18 protein-coding genes and 1 riboswitch are annotated in these 22,805 nt (G+C 43.6%); of the genes, 8 read left to right on the plus strand and 10 right to left on the minus strand.

Annotation, left to right across the window (positions count from 1 at the left end; genetic code table 11):
- Window positions 1–428 precede the first annotated feature (428 nt).
- Together AB6D07_RS07980 and AB6D07_RS07985 are read right to left on the minus strand one after the other, a co-directional pair.
- Complete coding sequence (locus tag AB6D07_RS07980) at window positions 429–917, minus strand: hypothetical protein (protein ID WP_017082697.1); 489 nt, start codon at window positions 915–917, stop codon at window positions 429–431.
- Window positions 918–1,275: 358 nt separating this feature from the next.
- A complete protein-coding gene (locus AB6D07_RS07985) occupies window positions 1,276–2,748 on the minus strand; it encodes a carboxypeptidase M32 (protein WP_029222940.1) in 1,473 nt (490 codons plus the stop codon).
- A gap of 298 nt (window positions 2,749–3,046) precedes the next feature.
- Between AB6D07_RS07985 and AB6D07_RS07990 the strand changes: the two genes are divergently transcribed.
- On the plus strand, window positions 3,047–3,682 hold the full coding sequence (locus AB6D07_RS07990) for a LysE family translocator (protein ID WP_012603778.1): 636 nt from the start codon (window positions 3,047–3,049) through the stop codon (window positions 3,680–3,682).
- Window positions 3,683–3,789: 107 nt separating this feature from the next.
- Here AB6D07_RS07990 and AB6D07_RS07995 read toward each other — a convergent pair whose 3' ends face one another.
- Window positions 3,790–5,160, minus strand: coding sequence for a sodium:alanine symporter family protein (locus AB6D07_RS07995; protein ID WP_017059726.1), 1,371 nt, complete (start codon window positions 5,158–5,160; stop codon window positions 3,790–3,792).
- A 128-nt stretch (window positions 5,161–5,288) separates the two neighbouring features.
- A riboswitch (glycine riboswitch) is annotated at window positions 5,289–5,423 on the minus strand.
- 614 nt (window positions 5,424–6,037) lie between these two features.
- Between AB6D07_RS07995 and AB6D07_RS08000 the strand changes: the two genes are divergently transcribed.
- Entirely contained in the window at window positions 6,038–6,772 is a 735-nt protein-coding gene (locus AB6D07_RS08000; RefSeq protein ID WP_017103097.1) for a chromosome segregation ATPase, read from the plus strand.
- Between the two features lie 140 nt (window positions 6,773–6,912).
- On the opposite strand, the gene AB6D07_RS08005 is transcribed toward AB6D07_RS08000, so the two are convergent.
- Window positions 6,913–7,815, minus strand: coding sequence for a LysR family transcriptional regulator (locus tag AB6D07_RS08005; protein ID WP_029222939.1), 903 nt, complete (start codon window positions 7,813–7,815; stop codon window positions 6,913–6,915).
- A gap of 104 nt (window positions 7,816–7,919) precedes the next feature.
- Here AB6D07_RS08005 and AB6D07_RS08010 point away from each other — a divergent pair, with 104 nt between their 5' ends.
- Window positions 7,920–9,182, plus strand: coding sequence for an MFS transporter (locus tag AB6D07_RS08010; protein ID WP_017103095.1), 1,263 nt, complete (start codon window positions 7,920–7,922; stop codon window positions 9,180–9,182).
- Between the two features lie 233 nt (window positions 9,183–9,415).
- On the plus strand, window positions 9,416–9,595 hold the full coding sequence (locus AB6D07_RS08015) for a hypothetical protein (RefSeq protein ID WP_069592258.1): 180 nt from the start codon (window positions 9,416–9,418) through the stop codon (window positions 9,593–9,595).
- Between the two features lie 101 nt (window positions 9,596–9,696).
- Here AB6D07_RS08015 and AB6D07_RS08020 read toward each other — a convergent pair whose 3' ends face one another.
- From AB6D07_RS08020 to AB6D07_RS08045, 6 genes are all read right to left on the minus strand, one after another.
- Window positions 9,697–11,238, minus strand: coding sequence for a sodium:alanine symporter family protein (locus tag AB6D07_RS08020; RefSeq protein ID WP_017103094.1), 1,542 nt, complete (start codon window positions 11,236–11,238; stop codon window positions 9,697–9,699).
- A 558-nt stretch (window positions 11,239–11,796) separates the two neighbouring features.
- Window positions 11,797–12,951, minus strand: a complete 1,155-nt coding sequence (locus AB6D07_RS08025; protein ID WP_017103093.1) for an ABC transporter permease — start codon at window positions 12,949–12,951, stop codon at window positions 11,797–11,799.
- Window positions 12,948–14,231 (minus strand): ABC transporter permease, encoded by a 1,284-nt coding sequence (locus AB6D07_RS08030; protein ID WP_017103092.1) that lies wholly within the window; start codon window positions 14,229–14,231, stop codon window positions 12,948–12,950. The genes AB6D07_RS08025 and AB6D07_RS08030 overlap by 4 nt, the downstream gene beginning before the upstream one ends.
- A 7-nt stretch (window positions 14,232–14,238) precedes the next feature.
- Window positions 14,239–15,213: an HlyD family secretion protein gene (locus tag AB6D07_RS08035; protein WP_017103091.1), complete on the minus strand. Its 975-nt coding sequence runs from the start codon at window positions 15,211–15,213 to the stop codon at window positions 14,239–14,241.
- 3 nt (window positions 15,214–15,216) lie between these two features.
- Window positions 15,217–16,653 (minus strand): TolC family protein, encoded by a 1,437-nt coding sequence (locus AB6D07_RS08040; protein ID WP_017103090.1) that lies wholly within the window; start codon window positions 16,651–16,653, stop codon window positions 15,217–15,219.
- 213 nt (window positions 16,654–16,866) lie between these two features.
- Complete coding sequence (locus tag AB6D07_RS08045; RefSeq protein WP_009846577.1) at window positions 16,867–17,094, minus strand: hypothetical protein; 228 nt, start codon at window positions 17,092–17,094, stop codon at window positions 16,867–16,869.
- A 661-nt stretch (window positions 17,095–17,755) separates the two neighbouring features.
- Here AB6D07_RS08045 and AB6D07_RS08050 point away from each other — a divergent pair.
- The 4 genes from AB6D07_RS08050 to pgl all read left to right on the plus strand — a co-directional run bounded on the left by AB6D07_RS08050 (window position 17,756) and on the right by pgl (window position 22,802).
- On the plus strand, window positions 17,756–19,366 hold the full coding sequence (locus AB6D07_RS08050; RefSeq protein WP_198926227.1) for a sensor histidine kinase: 1,611 nt from the start codon (window positions 17,756–17,758) through the stop codon (window positions 19,364–19,366).
- Between the two features lie 69 nt (window positions 19,367–19,435).
- Window positions 19,436–20,131, plus strand: coding sequence for a response regulator (locus AB6D07_RS08055; protein ID WP_009846579.1), 696 nt, complete (start codon window positions 19,436–19,438; stop codon window positions 20,129–20,131).
- Between the two features lie 437 nt (window positions 20,132–20,568).
- Entirely contained in the window at window positions 20,569–22,071 is a 1,503-nt protein-coding gene (gene zwf, locus AB6D07_RS08060; RefSeq protein ID WP_029222938.1) for a glucose-6-phosphate dehydrogenase, read from the plus strand.
- Window positions 22,068–22,802 (plus strand): 6-phosphogluconolactonase, encoded by a 735-nt coding sequence (gene pgl, locus AB6D07_RS08065; protein WP_017103088.1) that lies wholly within the window; start codon window positions 22,068–22,070, stop codon window positions 22,800–22,802. The genes zwf and pgl overlap by 4 nt, the downstream gene beginning before the upstream one ends.
- The last annotated feature ends 3 nt before the right edge of the window (window positions 22,803–22,805 follow it).

The raw sequence follows: 22,805 nt of genomic DNA on the forward strand, positions 1-22,805 counted from the left end.
AGCTGATCAGATCGTAGGTTCTTGATTTAGTTCCATTGAATTACGCAACAAAGCCAATAAAAGTGCATCAAGTGAACCCGACACAACGAACTGAAGATAGAAGAAACTGCCTAGTTCTTATCAAAATCGCCACCTGTAACAACAGTGCCTTTTCATATTTTGAGATACTAAAAGTTATTCAGGCGCGGCTAAATTGGGAGAGTCATTGACACGTCTTTGTCCAATAGTGTGTGAGCGCCGTTAATTACGATGACTAGAATGCTCGATTCTCGCAATACTTGAAATAATAACAGATAAACAAAGCTTGACCTCAATGCTAAGTATATGGTCATTTGAAGGCTCATTAGTTCATATCTTTTGTCGAAGTAGAACTCAAAATTACACTGACATCTCTACCGATGGGCTTGTAAATTTCATGGGGTTTCAGATTAGTTAGTTGTTTGGCGATCTTTTAGGATGACGTTTAATGCATCAGTAGCTAATTCAGCATCACGTAATTGTCTTGTTCTAACAATATGCTTTAATACTCTGCCATTCAGATCAGTTAATGATACTACGTACCATTGTTTAAATTTTCGCTTCCAACTTAATAACTTTACTTCTTCTATTTGATTGTAGTAAATGCGTTCACCGACATTTCTTGTTGTTGTATTACTTGAAGCAATTACAACTGCATTACTATTACCAAAACTTGTACCAGTACCTACTGACTTTGACACAGTACCGAAGTTCCAACCGATATAATGTTCAGTCATAACAAAGTAATCTGGTTTCCAGTTACGGTGCTGTGTCATAACCATCTGCTCTACAACTACATATGCCTGTTCTAATGACATATCTTTTGGTTGATAAGCCATTGGTACTGTTCCGCACCCTGATAAAGTCGCCACTAATAGTAAACTCAATAGGTAACGCATTATTGTACTCCAAGTGTATTTGATTGAGGCATTCTCATATCCTTAATTATGCCATCTTTCAAACGCTTATAAAGTGGTTTAAGTAATAGTGAGCTTAGTGAATTGGACATTTAGCCACAGGATTGGAGTGGGTAAGTAAAACTGGGAATTTAAATCAATAGCGCTTATCCGAAGTCTCATTTTCCGCTGGAAACCGAAACACGTCTTCGTCAAATTCCGTGCTAGCAGGTACCAGGATATTCCGTGATTGTTAAGTTCGTTGAAGGGATAAAGCCTTCGAATCAACCTAAGTATGTTTTGAAAATGAGATTAAAAAGGCTGAAGCAATAAACTGATCAGCCTCTATCGATTTATTCCATTAAAGGTAACGGCTTCTTAGGTGATCTTTGAAGTATTGCGCATTCAAGGTTTCACCGGTTGCGCCTTTCACCAAGTCATCGGTGTTAAGCAGGCTGCCTTTACTCCAAATATTCGATTCTAACCAAGTGAAGATAGGGGATAGGTCGCCACTTTCAATCACAGCGTTCACATCCACTGTTTTCTTCATTGAAGCCATGAACTGAGCCGCGTACATCGCCCCTAGTGTGTAAGATGGGAAGTAACCGAATGCGCCGTCCGTCCAGTGAATATCCTGCATACAGCCATTAGTGAAGTTGCCTTGAGTGCTTAATCCAAGGTATGACTGCATCTTAGTATTCCATAGTTCTGGCACATCGGTGTGTTTGATCTTACCGTTGATCAAGTCACGTTCAATTTCGTAGCGTAAGATAACGTGTGCAGGGTAGGTAAGCTCATCAGCGTCAACACGGATGAAGTCTTTCTTCACGCGAGTGTAGATCTTCTGGAAGTTCTCTTTCTCAAACTCTGAACCTGAGAATTGCTGCCCCGCCAAGTTTGCTAAGTGTCCGATGAATGGGTCGCTGCGGCCAACTTGCATCTCGAAGAACAAAGATTGAGATTCGTGGATGCCCATAGAGCGCGCTTCGCCCGCCGGTTGGCCTGCTAGGTGTTTTGGTAAGCCTTGTTCGTAACGTGCGTGTCCTGTTTCATGCACAATACCCATTAAGCTTTGAACGAATTCCGCTTCGTCGTATCGGGTTGTGATACGCACGTCTGAAGGTACGCCGCCACAGAATGGGTGAACACTTTCATCCAATCGGCCGTGTTCGAAGTCGAACTGAAGCAGCTTCATGACTTCTAAACCCAGTGCTTTCTGTTTCTCGGTTGAATAGGTGCCAGATGGCGCATTAAATTGCTCGCTCGACTGCTTTTCGATCACTTCATCAATCAAGCCTGGAAGCCAAGTTTTAACGTCTGCAAACAAGATATCAAGCGAAGCAGAGCTGGTGCCCGGTTCATAGATATCCAGCATCGCATCATAAGGCGTTAGGTTCGCTGCGTCGGCGCGGATCTGCGCTTCTTCACGAGATAGCTCAACCACTTCACGCCAGTTCTTTTCGAATCCAACCCAGTCGTTGTTACCACGTTGGCTGCGCCATGCATGTTCACACTTTGAACCCGCTAGAGATTTCGCTTCAACCAGTTTTTCTGGAAGTAGGTTAGCTTGTTGCCATTGGCGTTTAATTTCACGCAGAGACGATTGTTGCTCGCCATTTAGCGCTTCGTTTTCAGCATCTGCAATCCAATCGCCAAGCTGTGGTTGCGTCATCAACCCGTGAATATGAACCGAAAGTTCGGCCATCGCTTCACTACGAGCTTGGTTACCACCGGCAGGCATCATGGAAGCTTGGTCCCAACCACAAATAGAGGCTAGGTGTTGAAAGCGTGAACATTTTTGAGAGTGCTCGACTAGTTTTTTGAATGCGCTCATTTGACTACTCTTAATTTGGTTTCTTTAAATGATCCCTAGGACAGCGTCAGCGTTAAGGTTCATCTCTGGTGTACTTTGATTATGGCTCTGCTTTTTAATGACGCTGACCTTCGGAGTTGAAGATATAGCGATAAAAGCATGAGGCAGTACGATGCCTAGAATTTACTATTTCTTAACAAATCAAACTGTTCCATTGTGCACAAAATCAGTGAGTTGTATAGCTGGTGGCAATTGTTGCTTGCGAATTGTTCAGATACACGGTATTGATGATAGATCGCTGAACAACAATGACAATGATATGGATATTTTGAACTTTGAGGCATTTTTAATTGCCATTACTATTTTAACGCTAACGCCGGGTTTAGATACGGCTTTGGTGATTCGCAATACGAGCCGTTCTGGCTTATCTGACGGCGTGATGACCAGCTTTGGTATTTGTAGCGGCTTGTATGTACACGCGTTTTTCTCTGCTGTGGGTATTTCTGCAATCCTCGCCCAGTCAGCTGAACTCTTTCAAGCCGTTAAGATGGTGGGTGCGGTTTACCTGATCTGGCTTGGCTTAAGCAGTTTACGAGCTTTGATGAAAAACGGTGGCGGTTTGAAGGTGGGTGAACAAGCTCAGCAAGCATACAGTGCTAAGCGTTCTCTACGCGAAGGTTTTCTGTCTAACGTTCTTAACCCAAAAACGGCAGTTTTCTATTTGGCCTTTTTACCTCAATTCGTAAACCCTGAAGGATCACCATTATTGCAATCTATGTTGATGGCTTCGGTGCACTTTATGATTGCGATGGTGTGGCAATGCGGTTTGGCAGGGGCACTTAACTCGGCTAAAAACTTGCTTAAGAATGCGAGTTTTATGAAGTGGATGGAAGGAGTGACGGGTATGGTGCTGGTGGGGCTGGGTGTGAAGCTTTTAATGGAAGAACCTAGCTAAGTCTAGTGACTTAGTTTATTGGAATCTAAATCACTGGCACATAGCCATTAGTTTTATAATAAAACGCCCGCACATCATTGCGGGCGTTTTTGATCGCTCAATTCTTATTATGCTTTAACTGCTTCACAATCATTTGAAGAAGTTAACGGTTTGAAGAATAGCTTGGTTTCTTCGATAACAACATGGCGCAGTAAGATAAGCCCAATTAGGTTCGGAATTGCCATTAGGCCGTTCACGATATCCGCCATTATCCAGATCATGTCGAGCTTTAAGAATGCACCAGAAGCAACCAAGGCGATGAAGATAATCTTGTAAGGCAATACGGCTTTGGTACCTAGCAAGAACACAACACAGCGCTCACCGTAGTAGTTCCAACCTAAAATTGTTGTAAACGCAAAGAAGATTAAGCCAACAGAAACCAACATAGGGCCAAGGGTGTCTGCATTCAAACCAACAGCGAACGCGTGAGTGGTCATCGCAGCGCCAGAAAGGTCCGTCTGCCAAGCGCCCGTTAAGATAAGCGCCAGGCCTGTCATCGTACAGATGATGATGGTATCGAAGAAGGTGCCTGTCATAGAGACAAGTCCTTGCTTCACACATGAGTCTGTTTTAGCCGCTGCTGCAGCCATTGGTGCGCTACCTAAGCCAGATTCGTTCGAGAACACACCACGAGCGATACCTGATTGGATAGCAAGCATGATGCTCGCGCCAAAGAAACCACCGGTTGCTGCCGTGTTGGTAAACGCAGAAGTCACAACAAGGGTAATGGCATTCAGTAGTTGGTCTGCATTGGAAATAAGAACGCTTAAACACGCGACGACGTACATCACCGCCATCGTAGGAACGACTTTCCCTGCTACTTTAGCGATAGATTGAATACCACCAAGGGTTACAACCGCCACAAGGATCGTGAGGACAACCGCTGACATTTCACGTGATGCGCCAAATGAGATTTGAGTTGCGTCTAAAATTGCGTTTACTTGTGGGAAGGTACCGATACCGAAGCAAGCAACACCGAGCGCGAAGACAGCGAACATGACCGCTAAGATTCGTGAGCCGACACCGTATTGCAGGTAGTACATTGGGCCGCCAACCATTTCGCCATTGCTATCGGTTCTGCGGTATTTAACGGCAAGTAGACATTCTGCGTATTTGGTCGCCATACCAAATACAGCGGCAAGCCACATCCAGAATAGGGCGCCAGGACCACCAATCTTGATTGCGGTCGCTACACCAACGATGTTACCTGTACCAATAGTTGCGGAAAGCGCTGTACACAAAGCGGCGAAGCTTGATACGTCACCCGTACCGGATTTGTCTTTGCTGAACACCATTTTTAGCGCGGTTGGGAGGTGTCTAAACTGGAGTAAGCCTAAGCGAAAAGTAAAATAGATACCTGTACCCACTAGCAGAATAAGTAGTGGTGGTCCCCAAACGAATTGGTTGATGGTTTGTAGTGTAGCTTGTAGGTGGTTCATAGATTCCCCTTAATAAATATAAAATTTAAGGAGAAGAGGGAAGGCAGTGCAGATCACAGGGATCGGGAGCACTACTTAATACATACGGATTTCTAGATAGAATTCTTTTGTTAATTAAGGCTGTTGCTTTCCACTCCTCTGTCCTTTTGCCTGAGAGTTTCACTTAGCGAATCACTTATAGATAAGTAACGGGCACTAAGCTTGCTCCTTCGGCGACCGCTTGCTACAAAAAAAGTAGTACGGTTCTCTCCAGAGGTTCCTCCAACGACAGTCCTCACTTTTCTGGATTTCTCCAGCATAAAGCACCTGAAAGATTTACTTCTTCGGCGGGTCAATCTAACTAAATGTTAATATTTAGTTAAAAACCACTCTCCTGCAGTCTTCATCGGAACAATTACCTAAATAATTAGGTAATCTGTAGGCGTATCCTAGATCATATAAAATGTGATGTCAGCTACAAAATATCTGTTTGCTCAAATGTTGTTCAACTAAATGATCAAACAACGAGTCTCTGACGTAACTTGCTTATTTAAATGGTATAAAATAGAGAAACAAGGAGGAGTTATGACTCGATTAATAGCGATTGTTTTTTTATTGGCTTTGGCATTTGTGCTGTTTCGTTACCGGACAAACGAAAAACTGCAAAAATGGGTAGTGATAGTTATCGTTAGCAGCTTCCTTTTGTATACTGCCAGCCTGATGATTTCGGAGTTAACTCGTTAAGTCTGTCTGTAAGCAGATAGGATAAACGTGTTAGCAAAGCTCAAGTGCTTCTGGCTTGGGCAATAGGTTTAACTGAGCTTAAAGTATCAGTATCAGTATCAGTATCAGTATCAGTGACTGTGTAACGTTAAACAATTTTTGGGAGTACCCGCTAGTGAACCAGCAATCTGGACAAGGCGAACAAGATGAAGTGGTTGTTATTGAGGAACGCGATAAACGTAGTCAGCTCTATATCGGCATTGCTGCGGTTATCGGTTTGGCGTTAGGTGGCTTAATCGGATCTACAGTCACGGCTTCGAAGTGGGAATCCACTTATCAGGTACTAGAAACTCGTTATCAAGAACTGCGTGATAGTAAAACTCAGTTGGTGACATCAGTTGAAGAGAAAGTGGCAAAAGTTGATACCGAAATTGATGCGAAAGTAGAAGCTGCTCTAGTGAAACAGGCAGAAGAGCATCAAAAAGAACTCCAAGATTTAGCGAAACAATCTGCAGTTTTAGAGAAAGCAAACTACTCGTTAGAGCAGCAGTTAAACGAACAGAAGCAAACGTTAGAACAAACTCAACAAAATAATCAAAAGTTGAGCCGTCAAGCTGATATGCAGTCGACCCTTTTTGAACGTTCGCGTGAGCTTTTCCGCAAAGAATTACAGATATCTCAAGAGCTTGAAAAACTCGAGAAAGAAAGAGATGACATCGAACAGAATCTTGGTTCTTTGAAGAAAGCGTGTGATGTTTTCTTAGATGGTACGTCATGGGATACAAAATCTGACGCTTGTGAGAAACAGGATAATGCCAATTCCCGCTTAAGTGACATCAGACAAATGATTGAAGTTCACACCATGGATATCAAGCAGATCAAGACTCTCACTGAAGAGATGGGTTTATAAGTTCAGGTGTTTAGCCCACTCATAAGTAAGCCTGTTTGATAGCGAATGTGTGACAGCAAATATTCAAACGCCCACATCATGAAAATGGTGTGGGCGTTTTTCGTTACGACTATTAATAGTATATGGCGAATACGTTGAGACTATTTCTGAAGGGGATCTGGACTAGTTTGTAAGTGTTCAATAAACATCGATATTTTCTTTGCTAGATGTTTTCGCGATGCATAAAACGCATATAAAACTAAATCTTCAGGTTTATGCTCGAGTTCTACGACCTCTAAAGATCCTGCTTTGATCTCTTCAACACAGGCTTCGATTGGCAGTATAGAAAACCCAAGGCCAGCTAAGGCTCCTGCTTTGGCAAGGCTTCCACTATTTACTCGAAATGAAGAACTAACTTTTTGCGTAATAAGCTCTCCCTCCGTACTTCTAAATACCCAAGGCGTTCCGCTCAACGCTGTTAAGCTACTGATACATGGGACGTGGACTAAATCTGTTATTTGATATGGACGTTTGGAGTCTTGAATTAACTCCGGCGATCCAACGACAGCACTTGGCCAGCGTCTAATTTCTCGGGCTATCCAATTGCTGTCAGGTAGCTTGCCTCGGCCAAAGCTCAAGATAAGATCAAAACCATCGAGCAGATCGTCTTTAGGACTTAAACTCGTGTCACAACACAATGAAACTTTGGGGTGCTCAGTACAGAATGAAATGACAGCCTGTGCGAGTGCAGGTGTGTCTGGCATCAATATTCTTAGTTGTCCCTCTACGCCGTGTGAATATCGAGTTACTTCCTCTAGCGCTTCATCAAGCTGACCCAGTAAAGATTGTGTCGATTGGTATAGCTTCTCGCCAGCTTCTGTTGGCGCAATCTTACGAGTGGTTCTTTCAAACAGCCGAGTATTGAGCTTTTCCTCTAGCAAGGCGATGTGGCGGCTAACGTTTGATGTTGGTAAATCTAAAAACTCCGCCGCTTTTTTAAAGCTGTTGTTCTCAAAGACACAGTGAAAGCTTCGAAGCCATTGTTGTTCTATTTGATTAATCATCTTTATCCCGAAATATTGGATTATGAAACCAACAATAGCCACTTTGTTGACCTGTTTTACTTTGTACAATAACACCATTATCAATCAATAAAGTAGAGTGAAAATTGTTAAGTGAAAATCGAATTAAAGCGTTATTTCTAATTAAGTATTTAATAAAATTCAAGGCTTTATTACCACGTCGTGCCATTTTATGTTGTTTTGTAATCCACTTTCTAGTCGCTCTTGATGCTCTTATTATTGTCCCATTAAGTTCAACAATAAGCCTGAGCTTAAGAGATGATGCCTCGCAAGCTGGCTACCTTGTTTCAGCCTATGCTATCGCGGCTGCAGTGATATGTTTATTCACGAAAGGCAGTTTAGACCCGAATAGAGAAATTAAACGAGTCTATATTTGCGTTGTAGGTTTAGCGGTAACGACGTGGTTGACATCAGTGGCCTCAGATTTTGATCTCTTGATCGTTTATAGAATGCTCTCGGGACTATTTGGTGGGGCTTTAGCCGTTCTAAACCTGAACTATCTTACGTTGATCTCTTGTGATGACGATAGAAAGCGAAACATTGCTGTTTTACTGAGCTCGTTTCCATTGGCGTTAAGTGCGGGCGTACCGGCGCTTATCATGCTGTCTTCAATGGGGGAATGGCAACTCAGTTTTCAAGTTATTGCAGGATTACTGTTGCTGATTGGCGCTGTGGTATCTCTGTCACCATCTATTCAATTAAAAGAGGGGTCTGCAGAATCAGAATTCACTGATAGTCAAAAGTTTAAGTTAGGTGACTATTTATGTAGTCGGGATCTTCGTTTTGCAATTGTGTTGGCTTTCAGCGCTGTACTGGGTACTTTTCTGGTCTCTACGCAGTTCCCAGTGATGCTTGAGGTGAACCTCGGAATATCAGCAACGTTATTAGGATACTGTTATGCCATCAGCGGAACCTGTACCTTCATAGCGATGCAAGCTTTCGCACGTATTAGGGGTACTGATAAAGCAATTTTTCGCCTCATTGTGTGTTTATCATTGGGCATGGTCATTTCTATCGTTTGGGGCTTTGGTTCGCTCAATGTGGGCAGCGCTGCTGTGGCTTTTGTTGTCTTTGTCGTGGTGAGTTCTACTCGGACTTTAGTTCTATCTGTCGAATTAATTAACGCTCTTAGCGTCAACAAACGCATGCTTTTGATTCGTTTACAAAGTTCGTTGCAACATTTTGCTGTGGGTTTTGGGGGATTGCTCAGTAGTGCTTTGGTACAGCCACAATCAGGTGCGTCTTTGGATTTCAATACCTTGGTTTATGTGGCGGTTGGTATCGTACTTTGTACTCCCTGCCTTTGGGTTGCTTACAGCAGAGGGTTGGGCTTGAATGATGAAAAGTGAGTGAAAGTGTTCATTGTGTTGTTGAATGTCTAGGCTACGTTTGCACGTTGTTACTAAGGTTATCTGTGATTAGAATCGTAAAACTGCTGTTCATATGTGGCGAGTTGAATATTGGGTGACTTTGCACGCATAATTGCTCGCTAGGGAAATAGCATAATGGTGGGGTTCAAGGATGAACACGCGGTCTGTTGTCATTCTGTGATTAGACCATCTCAATGGACAGGGATTAAACCATGAATGAATATCTGTGTGAGAACTGCACTGTAGCCTATTGTTTTGATGATTGTAACTCACCATTAGCGCAACGAGATGTGATTGAAGTAGAAGAAGTCTTGGATCGTAAACAAGTAAGCCAAGATCCTGAACGGCGGCTTAAACAAGAAAATTCAGACATAAAAATCCCCACAAGCTAAGCTGGTAGGGATTTGGATAAGTTGCAGTCCTGTTCTCGCTTTCTCAAGCAAAGGGTCTTACAAAAATTTTTAGAGCAGTGTTATTAACGACAATCGATAAGCTACTTGTCGTAAGTCTTGATTTCACCTGATTTCACACGTGCAACAAATGATTGCAGTTCTTTCTTCACAACAGGCATTAGGAAGTACAGGCCAAGAATGTTGAAGATAGACATCGCAAAGATAGCCGCATCAGAGAAGTCGATTACCGCGCCAAACTGAATTGTCGCACCAATAACAACAAACACACAAAACATCACTTTAAAAATCAGTTCCGTTGTTTTGCCTTCACCAAATAGGTAAGTCCACGCCTTTAGACCGTAGTACGACCAAGAGATCATGGTAGAAAACGCGAACATGATTACCGCTAGAGCGAGTGTGTATTTGAACACTTCTGCCGTTTCAGTAAACGATGCAGCAGTAAGCGTTACACCCGTTAAGCCAGAACCATCGAATGGACCTGTATTTAGACCAGCGATAGTGATAACCAAGGCTGTCATTGTACAAATGATGACTGTATCAACGAACGGTTCTAATAGTGATACTAGACCTTCAGTGATTGGCTCTTTTGTTTTAACCGCTGAGTGAGCGATAGCTGCTGAACCTACACCTGCTTCGTTTGAGAACGTTGCACGTTTTAGACCTTGGATTAAGGCACCAATGAATCCACCAACCACACCTTCGCCAGTAAACGCACCTGTAAAGATTGCACTGAACGCAGGACCCACTTGATCAAGATTAGAACCGATAACAATCAGAGCCATACCGATATACAGAGCAGCCATCCAAGGAACAACTTTTTCCGTTACCGATGCGATAGAAGGCATACCACCAACAATCACAGAGAAAACTAAAGCGGCGAGTACAAGGCCTGTGATGACACCGTATTCACTTGGTACATCGAATGCGTAAGTTAACATGGCATGTGCTTGGTTAGCTTGGAACATGTTACCGCCACCCAATGCGCCTAAAATACACATTAATGCAAAACCAATAGCAAGGGCTTTACCTAGTCCACCCAACCCTCTTTCACCAAGACCTTGGCTTAGGTAGTACATGGGACCACCGGAAACGACACCTGAAGGTAGGATAGTTCGGTATTTCACACCTAAAGTACACTCACAAAATTTAGACGCCATACCCAGAAGACCACACAAGATCATCCAGAATGTCGCACCAGGGCCACCAATCGCGAGTGCTGCACCAACTCCGGCAATATTACCAAGCCCGACGGTTCCTGAAAGCGCGGTTGTTAACGCTTGAAAGTGAGAAACTTCCCCTTCGTGTTTGGAGTTAGGGTCTGTGTACTTACCTTTAATAATGTCTATGGCCATCCCGACACGTTTAAATTGAACAAAGCCAAAGTAAACAGTAAAGATGATCGCAGCGAGCAGTAACCAGCCAACAATAATTGGGAAGTTTGCTTCACCTACCGGTACGCTTTTAAATATCAGTCCAACGAACCAACCTGTATATTCGTTGAAAAAACCATCAACACTTTGACTTAAGTTACTGATAGCTTGATTAAATGATCCTTCTTCTGCAAATGCACTGGAACTAAATAATAATATAAACCCAAAAAATAATTCACGTATGTTTTTCATGGTTTTTCCTGTCTTTTTATTAAATTATGTTTGTTGCTGTTGTGTTTTTTCTATTTGATTTTTTACATTTCAGCGACTTATTTATTGCAATTCGACGGCAACATAAACGGCTGTAGCTAGGTCGAAAAATGAAATAAATATGAGTACTGATCTTGCTTTATATGGATATCCTTTTGGTATGTGCACCAATTAGACTATGGCATTCGGCCTGCCAAGTCCTACTGATAATCCTATACACAAAAATAATACCATCAAAGATTTTTTTACAATAAATTTACAATTGTTCGGGTTTTGTCATTGTTTGGGAATAAGCAGGCATTTTTTAGGTTGGAAAAGGCATATGCAGTAGCTGTTATAGCATGAACTAAGGTGAATGATAGTGGAGGTGCATAGGGAAGTCGGCGAGTTTTAATGTTCAATATGTTTTGGGGAGGTATTTAAACAATTGATAGCTGAAGATGTAATCAAGCTAAAAGACATTAAAAAAGCCCTTTATCAGAGCTTTGTTAATGGTTTCAATGAGCGTGAGGTTTAGTGCCTGACGAATAGAGACTAGAGTTAAACAGAGCCAATGATACGTTTACTCGATTTGTGGTAAAGCTTAAGTGCGAGTAACGAGCCCCATAGAGCGACTTGTATCCATAGCAATGTCCATTGAGACGCTACCTCTTGCCAAGATGCCCCCATCTGATTGAGCGCTAAAAAACCTTGGATAGCGGGTGTGCTTGGGAATAACTGTGACAGCAGTACTAACCATTCAGGCATCATTTCAACAGGCCAGATAAAACCTGAAGAGAAGATCAGCGGCATTGAACTGATTAACACCACAACTGTGACTAACTCTCTTCTTGGCACTAGCTCACCAATAAAAATCCCGATCAAACAACTAGCCAATAAGAAGGGTAGCAGTAAGGTCAAAATGTTTGTTATGGAGGCAAGTAGGTTAATGCCATACATCGAAAAGCTCGCGCCGAAGTAGTACATCGACAACACGTAATATATGCCGACTAAGGTACAGCAGCGAGCAAGTATCAGTTTCGCTGGAGAGGTCTTACTCCAATAGCCAAACGTCGATTGAGCGTTTTGGGTCGCGCCAACTAAACCAGAAGCCATGGCTAAGGTTTGTTGCAGGATCAACACAAAGACGGCTGGAACCACGTAATCAATGTAGCCCATGCGACTATTGAAGGTTGGTTTTAGGTTCAAGCTGAATGCACTGTAGCCTTTGGCTGCGGATTCTAACGGCACACCTTCAACTAACAAGTGACTGACTTTAACTTGTGCAGCTAACGTGCCGCCTGCCTTGGCAAGCCCTTCAACAATGGTTCCGTAGACTAAGAAGTAAGATGCATCACCGGCGTAAGAAAGCGTAGGGCTCTTACCTAGGAGCAAGTCTTTATAGAAGTTCTCTGGGATGACGAGGAACCCACCAACCTCTTGATTAAGAACAGCTTGCTTAGCATCGGCAATGGTGGAGTCACGGCGTACCAAGTCAATTTGAGATGTGGCATCTACCATTCTTTCTAACTGGTAGCTGCTTTGGCTCTTATCCAAGTTCACAACGGAAGCTTTAAGCTGTTGAGGAACTTGGTTTACGTAAGGCAACGGATACAAGAATGAATAGAAGAACACACCACCAAATACCGTAAGAAGTACAACAGGGTTGCGCAGTACCGCTAACAGTTCTTGCTTGAGTAGTTGAGTAAAGCTCATCGTTTTACTCCTTGTTGTGCTGATGTATCTGGCTGTGCTGATGATATAGCCGCTTGTGTAGATAAAGCTGACTGTGCCAAGTGTTTCTTAATTAATAACATCACCACGAAAGCAGGAACTGCATACCACAACATAGAAGAGAGGCTGATCAGCGAATGTGCTGCGCTCACGCCATAGCTAGATTGTGCCGTTTGCACTTCGATGTAATGACTCACGGGCAATAAGCTTCTCCAAATTTGAGCTGCCGTGTTCATGTCGGTGACTGGAAAAGTAATGCCCATGAACGCAAAGCTTGGTGCTGTAAAGGCGCCAGCGAAACTCATCGCCCTTGCTGGATCAAGCGTTAAGAAGAAAAACAAACAACCCATGATGATACAACTGATGACGGTAAGCAGTTGGGCGACGGTCAGTGCCACAAAACTGCCGTTAAACGGCCAGTCTAAGAGGACATAGAACCAAAAGCTAAACGCGATACCAAACATCAAAAACAAGACAAGGTAGGGCGTTAGTGTTGATGTTAGTGATTTCATCGGGGCGTTGGATAACCAAGCATGAAGACCACGAGCTCTAACGTTCGCCGTCAAAACCAATATCGTGCCCACCACAATCATGATCTGCCATAGAGCCGGAATAACCGCAGACACTAAGAACTGAGCATAGCTGGTGTTCTTGTTAAACAGTGGCGTAATCTGGCTTTGTACCGTTACCGCTTGCCCCAATGCAGATTGTACCGTGGTATCACCGTGTGAAAGCTGTTTAACCACTTCGAGTTGCGCGTTGAATGTTCCTTGAGCCTGCAACAGAGCCGAGTTCACCAGTTTGCCAATCAAGATAAATTGACTGTTATAGAAAACGGACACTTGCGGGTTCAAGCCTAGGAAAAGGTCTCGGTCAAAGTGTCTTGGTATCACGACATAACCATAGATATCGCGTTCAATCATCGCTTTAGCCGCTTCACTCGCCGAGCTGTATTTCTGAGTCACTTGTAGGGTAGGTGACGCATCAACAAGGCGCGTGAACTGTTGCGAGATTTGACTGTGTTCAAGGTCGACAACCGCAACCGGTAAGTCGCGAGCGATCCCTTGTGAAAAAATCAGCCAGATACTGGCAGCAAGAAGCAACGGAATCCAAGTTAGGCAAGACAACAGCCATTTGTCTTTGCGGACAATCGCCCACTGCCTAAGCAATGTATTTTTCACTTGACGGTGCTCCGGTGATTGCGTGCCTCTAGATTGCGAGGCTGTAGAACGAGAGCTTATAGAGCGAAAGTTAGCAGACATACGTCACCTAAAGCTCAACCACTAGGCTCATGCCCATACGCAGTGTTTCTTTGGTATCGACAGGGTGCGCTTCTACTTCAAAAGTGCGTAAGTCGAAGCCTTGTGCTGCGTCTGTTGAACGCCAAGTCGCGAAATCACCCATTACGGCAATATGAGTAACCTGAAAGGTTAACGACTTATCCAGAGCTGGAAGGTACGCTTCAAATTGGTTGCCTTTCTCAAAATGTTTCAACATATCTTCGCGCACGTTGAGCACCGCCCATGCATCTTTAGTGTCAATCACGGTCACAACAGGGAAACCTTGAGGAGCTAACTCACCGCTACTTAATAGTACTTGAGCCACTTCACCACTAAACCAGCTGTGGATCTGTGTGTCTTTTGCGTAAGCTTCAACTTCCGCTACTGCGCCAGCTGCCATTAACGCTTTTTGAGCGGCTGCCACTTTGGTTTCGTCACGAGCACCTTCTTGTGCTAATTGATACATTTGGAACGCAGCGCTTTCAGTGTACTTCGCCGCTTGCCACTGTGTTTTGGCTTCATCACGTTTTTGCTCGGCAACCACGCCATCGTTATAAAGGTTGTTTACACGTTGGTAAGTTTTATCCATGAGATCGGCAGCTGCTTTGGCTTTCAACCATTGGTCTTTAGCGGCTTGGATTTGCTGAGTACGCGCGCCATTCTCTGCTTGTTTTGCTAATGCACCAGCGGCTTTTTGACCGGCTTTTGCTTGCTCTAATTTAGCGTCAATTTCTGGGCTAAGTAGGGAGAAGATCAATTCGCCTTTTTCAACCGAATCGCCTTTACGCACGAATATTTCATCAATTCTGCCGGGTACTTTCGATGAGATGCTGTATTGCTGCGCATCTATTTGACCTTGAAGCTTAACAGGCTGTGGTTGGTACGCTTGGTAAAAGCCGTATCCAACCCAGCCAATAATGCCGATACCAACCAGAGAGAGAATAAATGGCTTAATAGGTTTCATGAATTATCCTTTTGACTGGTTAGCGGTGTCTGCTTTTGAATCGAAGTCAGACGGGACAGAAGACGTTAAGTAACTTGAATAAGCATTCATTTCACTGGTGAGTGCTAACAGCTTATTAAGAGAAATTAGGTATTTGAATCGAGCAGCAGATTGCTGTGTTTTAATGCTTGCAAGATAAAGCTCAGCATCAACCACTTCTAACGAATTGGATAACCCTTGAGTGAAGGCTTTTTTACGAAGTGAAAGGTTTTCTTGAGCTAAAGACAGACTTGAGTTGAGGCCTTGAACTTCTTCAATTGCTTGGTTTGCTTCAAGATAGGTCTTTTGTACCAAAACGGTTAAGTCTTGCTTGGCTTGCGACTTAAGAAACTGGACTTGAGACACGGCGCTATGAGCGGCAGCGACTTTGTCGGAACGACCTGACGTGTCAAGTAGCGGTACATTCACACCAATACCGACTAACCAATCGGGTTTCATTTCACTGGCTAGCGAGTCATCTTCGTACAGGCTGTAATCACCGTAAAGGTAAACTTCTGGGTAGTATTTGCCTTTTTCAGCCTTGATCAAGCTACTCGCTTGTTTCTCTTTTGCTTCAAGGATTTTAAGGCCTGGGTAGGTCATGAGGGTTTGATCAACAAATACGTCCATATGAGGCAGGTTTTTGTTGATAAAGAGTTGTTCTGAAGGTTCGACACTTTGGCTCTGACCAAGGATCTGAGTCAGTGCTAATTGAGCAATTTTGAGGTCGTTCTGCGCTTTGGTTCGTTCAACAACGGCTTTATCCAAAGAAGCATCCGCCTGCAGACGTTCTACTCGAGCAATTTGTCCTTGCTGTTCAAGCTTGATGGCGAAATCACGATGCTGAGTTAAGCCAGCTTCAACGGCTTGACGTGTTCTCACGACGTCTTCCGCTAAGATCACCGAGAAGTAATATTTACTTAAGTCTTCGTAGCGAGCCTGTTTCTCCATCAGCAGTTGGCTTTGCGCTTCTTCGCTTTTACCTTCGGCAGCAGTTTGCGCAGCGGTAATTCGTCCGCCAGTAAAGATAGGCCAAATAGCACGGATGGAAGAGCTGAAGATGTCTTGCTCTGTTATGGTCGAGGTAACGCCACCCAATTTAGCTAATAAGGGTGCAAATGCTGGATCTACGCCGCTTAAGCTATCGCCGAACTGTTTACCATTGATAGTCACATCATTATCAAGGTGCGTGTAGTTAGCTCCCAAGGTGATCGAGGGTAGATTAAGGCTACTTGTTGAGTTCTGAAGGTGTTGATAACGCTCAACGTTAGCTTGTTGAGCTGCAAGTGAGTTGTTGTTCTCTTGCAATATTTGCCACGCTTCAGAAAAAGTGAGCGGGGCAGAGAAAACTGGCGAAGCAAATGTGCCGAGAAGCATACTGGCGAGCGCAAGGTGTCGGAATTTTGGTTTGGTCATCTGCATTAAATACCATTTAGAGTATTAGCTCTAATGCTAACAGGGTGATAGTCATTTGTCTTGAGATGATTGTCTCACAGGATTATAAACCCTCATAACTCGTTAAGTTAATGTAATAAAGTACGTGATGCGAGCAACAAAGATCACTGAAACGAAAAGAGCACGACAAAGCGTGCTCTTTAAGTTCAGTATAGAAGTGTTCTTACAAAATGAAGTGGCTTATTTAAAGCTAGGACAATGGTGATCGGCGCGCCACACCAATTGTCTTGAACCTTGCATTGTTTGTAATAAATCTCTACCTGACATTTGCGGGAACGCTAACAATACCTTGAGATCAAGAGGAGAGGTTCCGTCTTTCTCATAGGCTCTTACATGAGTAAAAGTCGATTGTAAGTGTTTGAACAGCATAGTCTTTGTAAGACAAATTCCAAAGTTATCGCGTTTCATTGCCTGGTTTCCTTTTCAACAATGTTTATACGTTATGTTTTTTATCCTGTTTCTATCGGACGTTGCCACTGATCGATACTTCCTGCTCATCAATGTTTTATTATTGGGCGCTGATTTATCAGTCACCTTTGAGTTGTCTACTGGCCTGTCGCGTAAATAGAGATGTATGAATGAGGTTAGGTAGGTAACCTGTTTGTTCAACAATCGTAACGACGAGCGTGCAACTTTTAGTTATAGATACGTCCAGTGAGCGAAGGGTTGTTGCCTTTTTGTTAATCTAAATTTCGATTTAAAGCGCGGTCTGAAAATCATGACTTATGGCTTGGCAACAACGAACTTCTTCATATGCAACTATTATAATTGTATTTATTTTAAACAACCTAAAGAACACCTAAAAGCTTAGTGATCTAGCTCAATATTTATTCGTTTATTTTGCTTTTTAAGCTAATCCGTTCTAAAAATGAACGATTAATCGAAGTGAATAACGTAAAGGGTTATCAATTAACAACCTGCTCAATTATTTAGTTGAGTAGCAGTCACAAATTCACGTACCTAGAAAGGTCATGCGATTAACTTGGTGTTAACATCATTCGTCTAACACTAGGGACGGTGGAATATGAAATGGAGCAGTATCAGTTTCCGTAAAAGGTTACTGATTATCATGACGGTCACTGGCCTTGTTGAGCTTTTGATACTCTCAGCTGCTGGTTTTTACTACATCAAACAATCTCAAGAGCAAGAGATGGGTTTGAAAGCGTTAGGTGTTGCTGAATTTCTATCTGAATCGCCACTGGTCACCAGCATTATCCAAGAAAATGGAACGTTGGATCCTAACGGCGTTCCCTACGTTCTGTCTGAAGAAACCCAAGTTAAGTTTCGTAACCTTACCCAACTCATTGGTGCGGCGTTTATCGTTGTGGGAGATGATAAAGGTATCCGCCTGATTCACCCTTATGATGACTGGCTCGGTAAACCAATGCGTGGTGGCGATAACCAAAAAGCGTTGATATTGGGCGAGTCTTATGTGTCGACGGCTAAAGGTTCACTTGGCTTCTCTGTCCGTGGTAAATCTGCGGTAAAAGACCCCCAAGGTGCCGTTATTGGGGTAGTGTCGGTGGGTTATCTATTGGATTCTTTGCAAGATCGAATCGAACCTTACTTAGCCTTTTTGATTGTGATGGCGTTGCTGGTGGTTGCCGTCAATGCGGTGATTTCAAGCTATGTGTCTCGCCGTTTTCAGCGCGCTATTTTAGGCTTTGAGCCAGAAGAAATTGGCCGCTTATATGTAGAACTTGATGTGACTATGAGTACCGTGAAAGAAGGTATTTTGAGCATTGATAAGAACGGCATTTTGCGCTCAATAAACAAAAGCGCGTGCGATATTTTGTCCATAGACCGAGATAAAGCACTCAATCAGCAACGTCTATCAGATGTATTAGCGGGCAGTGACTTAGAACAGCTGTTATCGACTGGCGATACCGATCACGATGTTGAGCTGTACCTGAACAATAAGCGAATCATTGCCAACCGCAGCCCAATTATAGTGGCTGGTGAGGTGGTAGGGGCGGTATCCAGCTTCCGATTGCGAGATGAAATCAACGATTTAACAGACCAGCTCTCACAAACCAAAGAGTATGCTGATCTACTGCGTTCGCAAACCCATGAGCATCAAAATAAGCTAAACACCATTAGTGGCTTGATTCAGATGGGCGAGCTGGACTCTGTTCAACAATTGATTGGTCAAGAAACCGCTCATTACCAGAGCTTAATTGAGTTCTTAAGAGAGACGGTGAAAGATCCATTGATTGCAGGCATGCTTTTAGGCAAAACAGAGCGAGCTCGAGAGATTGGTTTGGAGCTTAAAGTTGAAGAGGGGTCAAGGCTTGAGGCATTACCCGCTTGGTTAAACGCAGAGGATGTCGTGACGATTCTTGGCAACCTGATTGATAACGCGTTTGATGCCACCATGATGGCAATTAAACAAGAAGGGCCAATAGCACCAGCTCGTCGCGTAATCGATGTGTCGATCAGTGATTTTGGCAATGAAATCATAGTGGAAGTCGAAGACAAGGGCTGTGGTTTGCCGAAAGACTTGGCGACCAAAGCACTCACCGAAAAAGGCGTATCGAGCAAAGCGAAGCAGAACCGAGGTGTTGGTTTGTATCTCATTAAGCAACTGGCAGATCGTTATCAAGGGCAATTAGAAATGGTTGATAACCCTGATTTTGGGTCACGCATGACGGTGTATTTACCGAAAGAAGAACAACAATAATAATTGAGCACGGAGCGATCGAGTAAAGATCGTAGTGACGGAAAAAGCATGGTTAAAGGAAGAACATAAATGAACGCAATCACGAGAGTCATGGTCATTGAAGATGATATTGCGATTGCAGAGCTTCACCATCGTTATTTAGAACAGATGGGAGGCTTTGATGTGGTCGGGATTGCGACCACACAGTCTGAAGCATTAATGCAATTGGACATCTTAAAGCCTGATTTGGTTTTATTGGATGTGTATTTACCGGACGGATGCGGACTTGATATTTTGAACCACGTTCGTGGTAGTAATCAGGGATGTGATGTGATTTTGATTACTGCTGCCCGAGATGTCGACACCTTGCAACAGGCGATGCGTGGTGGAGTCGTCGACTATTTACTGAAACCTGTGATGTTTCCTCGTTTGGAAGCGGCACTGAAAAAGTACCAATCGCAACAACAAGAATTTGAAAGTGTGTCTGATTTGAACCAAGGTTTGGTCGACAAGATGCTGCAAGCCAATGCCAAGGCAGATTCTCGAAAGGTTTCTACGTTACCGAAAGGGATCGATGGTGTAACGCTTGATAAAATTAGAGCTATTTTCCAACAAGCCGACATTGCTGATATTACAGCTGATGAGGCAGGTGAACGTATTGGAGCTAGTCGAACCACCGCTCGACGCTATTTGGAATTCCTTATCACGACTGGCGAGTTAGTGGCTGACTTAAATTACGGGTCAGTAGGTCGCCCAGAACGCTGCTACAACAAAGCTAGAAGATAGATTTAGCGACAACAAGTCACAAAGATAAACGCGATGCTATCAAATAAGTATAAAGCCAGTTGAGTAAGCTGGTTTTGGTTTTTTCTCCCTTTCTTATTGCTCACTCCACCGACCAGATACCGTTCTTTCTTGACTACAATGTTTGAGAATGCCGATTTGCTTCTTCTTCCGGATAGAACAGCTGACTTATCGATTATAATTTGTTCGAAATTAGTCAATATTTAATCGATTGCTTTCACAGTGGTTGATGTAAATCAAATACTCATAGACAATACTGTCCCGAATAGAGGTGATAGCTTTCACCCTCGTTTACCAAACGCATTCTCAAGTGTAATAGGCACTCGCTATTGATGTAATAGCCAAGACCTATTATCTATTTTCGTATGTCGCTGATACCTTTGGCGAATACTAAAAACCTTGTTTTTATAGGAAAGATGATGGTAATACCTGAAAACAGCAGCATCGTTATTTTTGGTGCGTCGGGAGATCTAACTTACCGCAAGTTAATTCCTGCTTTGTACCACCTGTATGCTAGCAATCAACTTCCAGAATCCTTTGCGATTCTTGGAGTGAGCCGTACTGAGTACAGCGACGAGTCTTACCGTGAGAAGCTGAAGAAGTCTCTTCAGGAAATGGAAAAAACTGAGCCAGAGACGCTGAATGCATTTATTGAACATCTGCATTATCAAGCGATCAACACTTCAGATGTAGACGACTACGCTCGTTTAGCACAACGTCTAGACAAGCTTGAGCAAGACTATCAATTCGAAAACCATAACACATTGTTTTACTTGGCAACCCCGCCAAGCCTATACGGTGTGATTCCAGCAAACCTTGCTGCGCATGGCCTGAACGATGAAAAGAACGGCTGGCGTCGTCTGATTATTGAGAAGCCATTTGGTTACGATCTAGCATCAGCTCAAGCGCTGGATGAAGAGATCCATCATCACTTCCAAGAACACCAGATCTACCGTATCGACCATTACCTTGGTAAAGAAACGGTACAAAACCTTCTAGTGCTTCGTTTCTCAAACGCGATGTTTGAACCACTGTGGAACCGTAACTTCATTGAATACGTTGAAATCACAGGTGCTGAGTTCCTTGGCGTTGAAGAACGTGGCGGATATTACGACGGTTCTGGCGCAGTTCGTGACATGTTCCAAAACCACCTGCTACAAGTGCTAGCAATGGTTGGTATGGAGCCACCTGCTCAAATCAATGCAGATTCTATTCGTGATGAAGTGGTTAAAGTACTTCAGTGTCTGAAACCATTAGAAGAAGATGATTTGCGTAAAGACTTAGTATTAGGTCAGTACACAGCATCAGATGTTCGTGGTCAGCACTTACTAGGTTACCGTGAAGAGCATGGTGTAGCGGATGATTCTCGTACTGAAACGTACATTGGTCTTAAAGCACACATCAATAACTGGCGCTGGAATGGTGTTCCTTTCTACGTACGTACGGGTAAACGCTTACCAACACGTGTGACTGAAATTGTGATTCACTTTAAGAACACACCACACCCAGTGTTTGGTCAAGATGCACCAGAGAACAAACTGATTATCCGTATCCAACCGGATGAAGGTATTCAGATGAGCTTTGGTTTGAAAGAGCCAGGTGCAGGTTTCAAAGCAAAAGAAGTGAAAATGAACTTCTCTTACTCTGATCTGCCTGAAACTCAGATGCTGACGGCTTATGAGCGTCTTCTTCTTGATGCACTGAACGGTGATGCGACTCTGTTTGCACGTACCGATGCTGTAGAAGCATGTTGGAAGTACGTTCAACCGATCTTAGATTTCAAGCAAGACCCTCAAGCACTGTTTGGCTATGCTTGTGGTACTTGGGGCCCACAAGAAGCCGATGAGCTTCTGCAGCGTGATGGCCGCGCATGGCGTTTCCCATGCAAAAACTTAACAGACACGGATTACTGCGAACTATGATCAATCACAAGATCTTTGCAACGCCTGAATTAGTCGTTGAAAACCTAGCAAACGAAATGAAAGCTTACAGCGAGCAGGGTAAACCTGTTCACATTTCACTGTCGGGTGGCAGCACGCCAAAAATGCTTTTTAAGCTTTTAGCTCAAGCGCCATACGCAGAAGGCATTCAATGGAATAACCTTCATTTCTGGTGGGGCGACGAACGTTGCGTGGCACCTGATGATGCTGAAAGCAACTTCGGCGAAGCAAACGCGCTCTTATTTTCGAAACTAAAAGAGTTTACACAAGTAAACCTTCCTGCTGAAAACATCCACCGCATCCGTGGTGAAGATGAGCCAAAAGCAGAAGCAGAGCGTTTCGCGACAGAAATGGCAGACGTGATTCCAACAGAAAACGGCACGCCTGTTTTCGATTGGATCCTGCTAGGTGTTGGCGCAGACGGCCACACAGCTTCACTATTCCCGGGTGTAACTGACTACCAAGATGAGAACCTATCTGTATTAGCTTCTCACCCAGAGTCAGGCCAGATCCGTGTTTCTAAAACAGCGAAAGTTTTAGAAGCAGCAAAACGAATCAGCTACCTAGTACTGGGTGCAGGTAAAGTTGAGATCGTTAAAGAAATTCATACAACTCCTGCTTCAGAACTGCCTTACCCGGCAGCGAAAATCCAGTCTAAAACTGGTGAAACAGAGTGGTTCCTAGATTCAAATGCAGCAAGTGCTATCGCATAAGTG

The sequence above is a fragment of the Vibrio sp. 10N.239.312.C11 genome (assembly GCF_041466065.1).
GTDB lineage: Bacteria > Pseudomonadota > Gammaproteobacteria > Enterobacterales > Vibrionaceae > Vibrio > Vibrio tasmaniensis_A.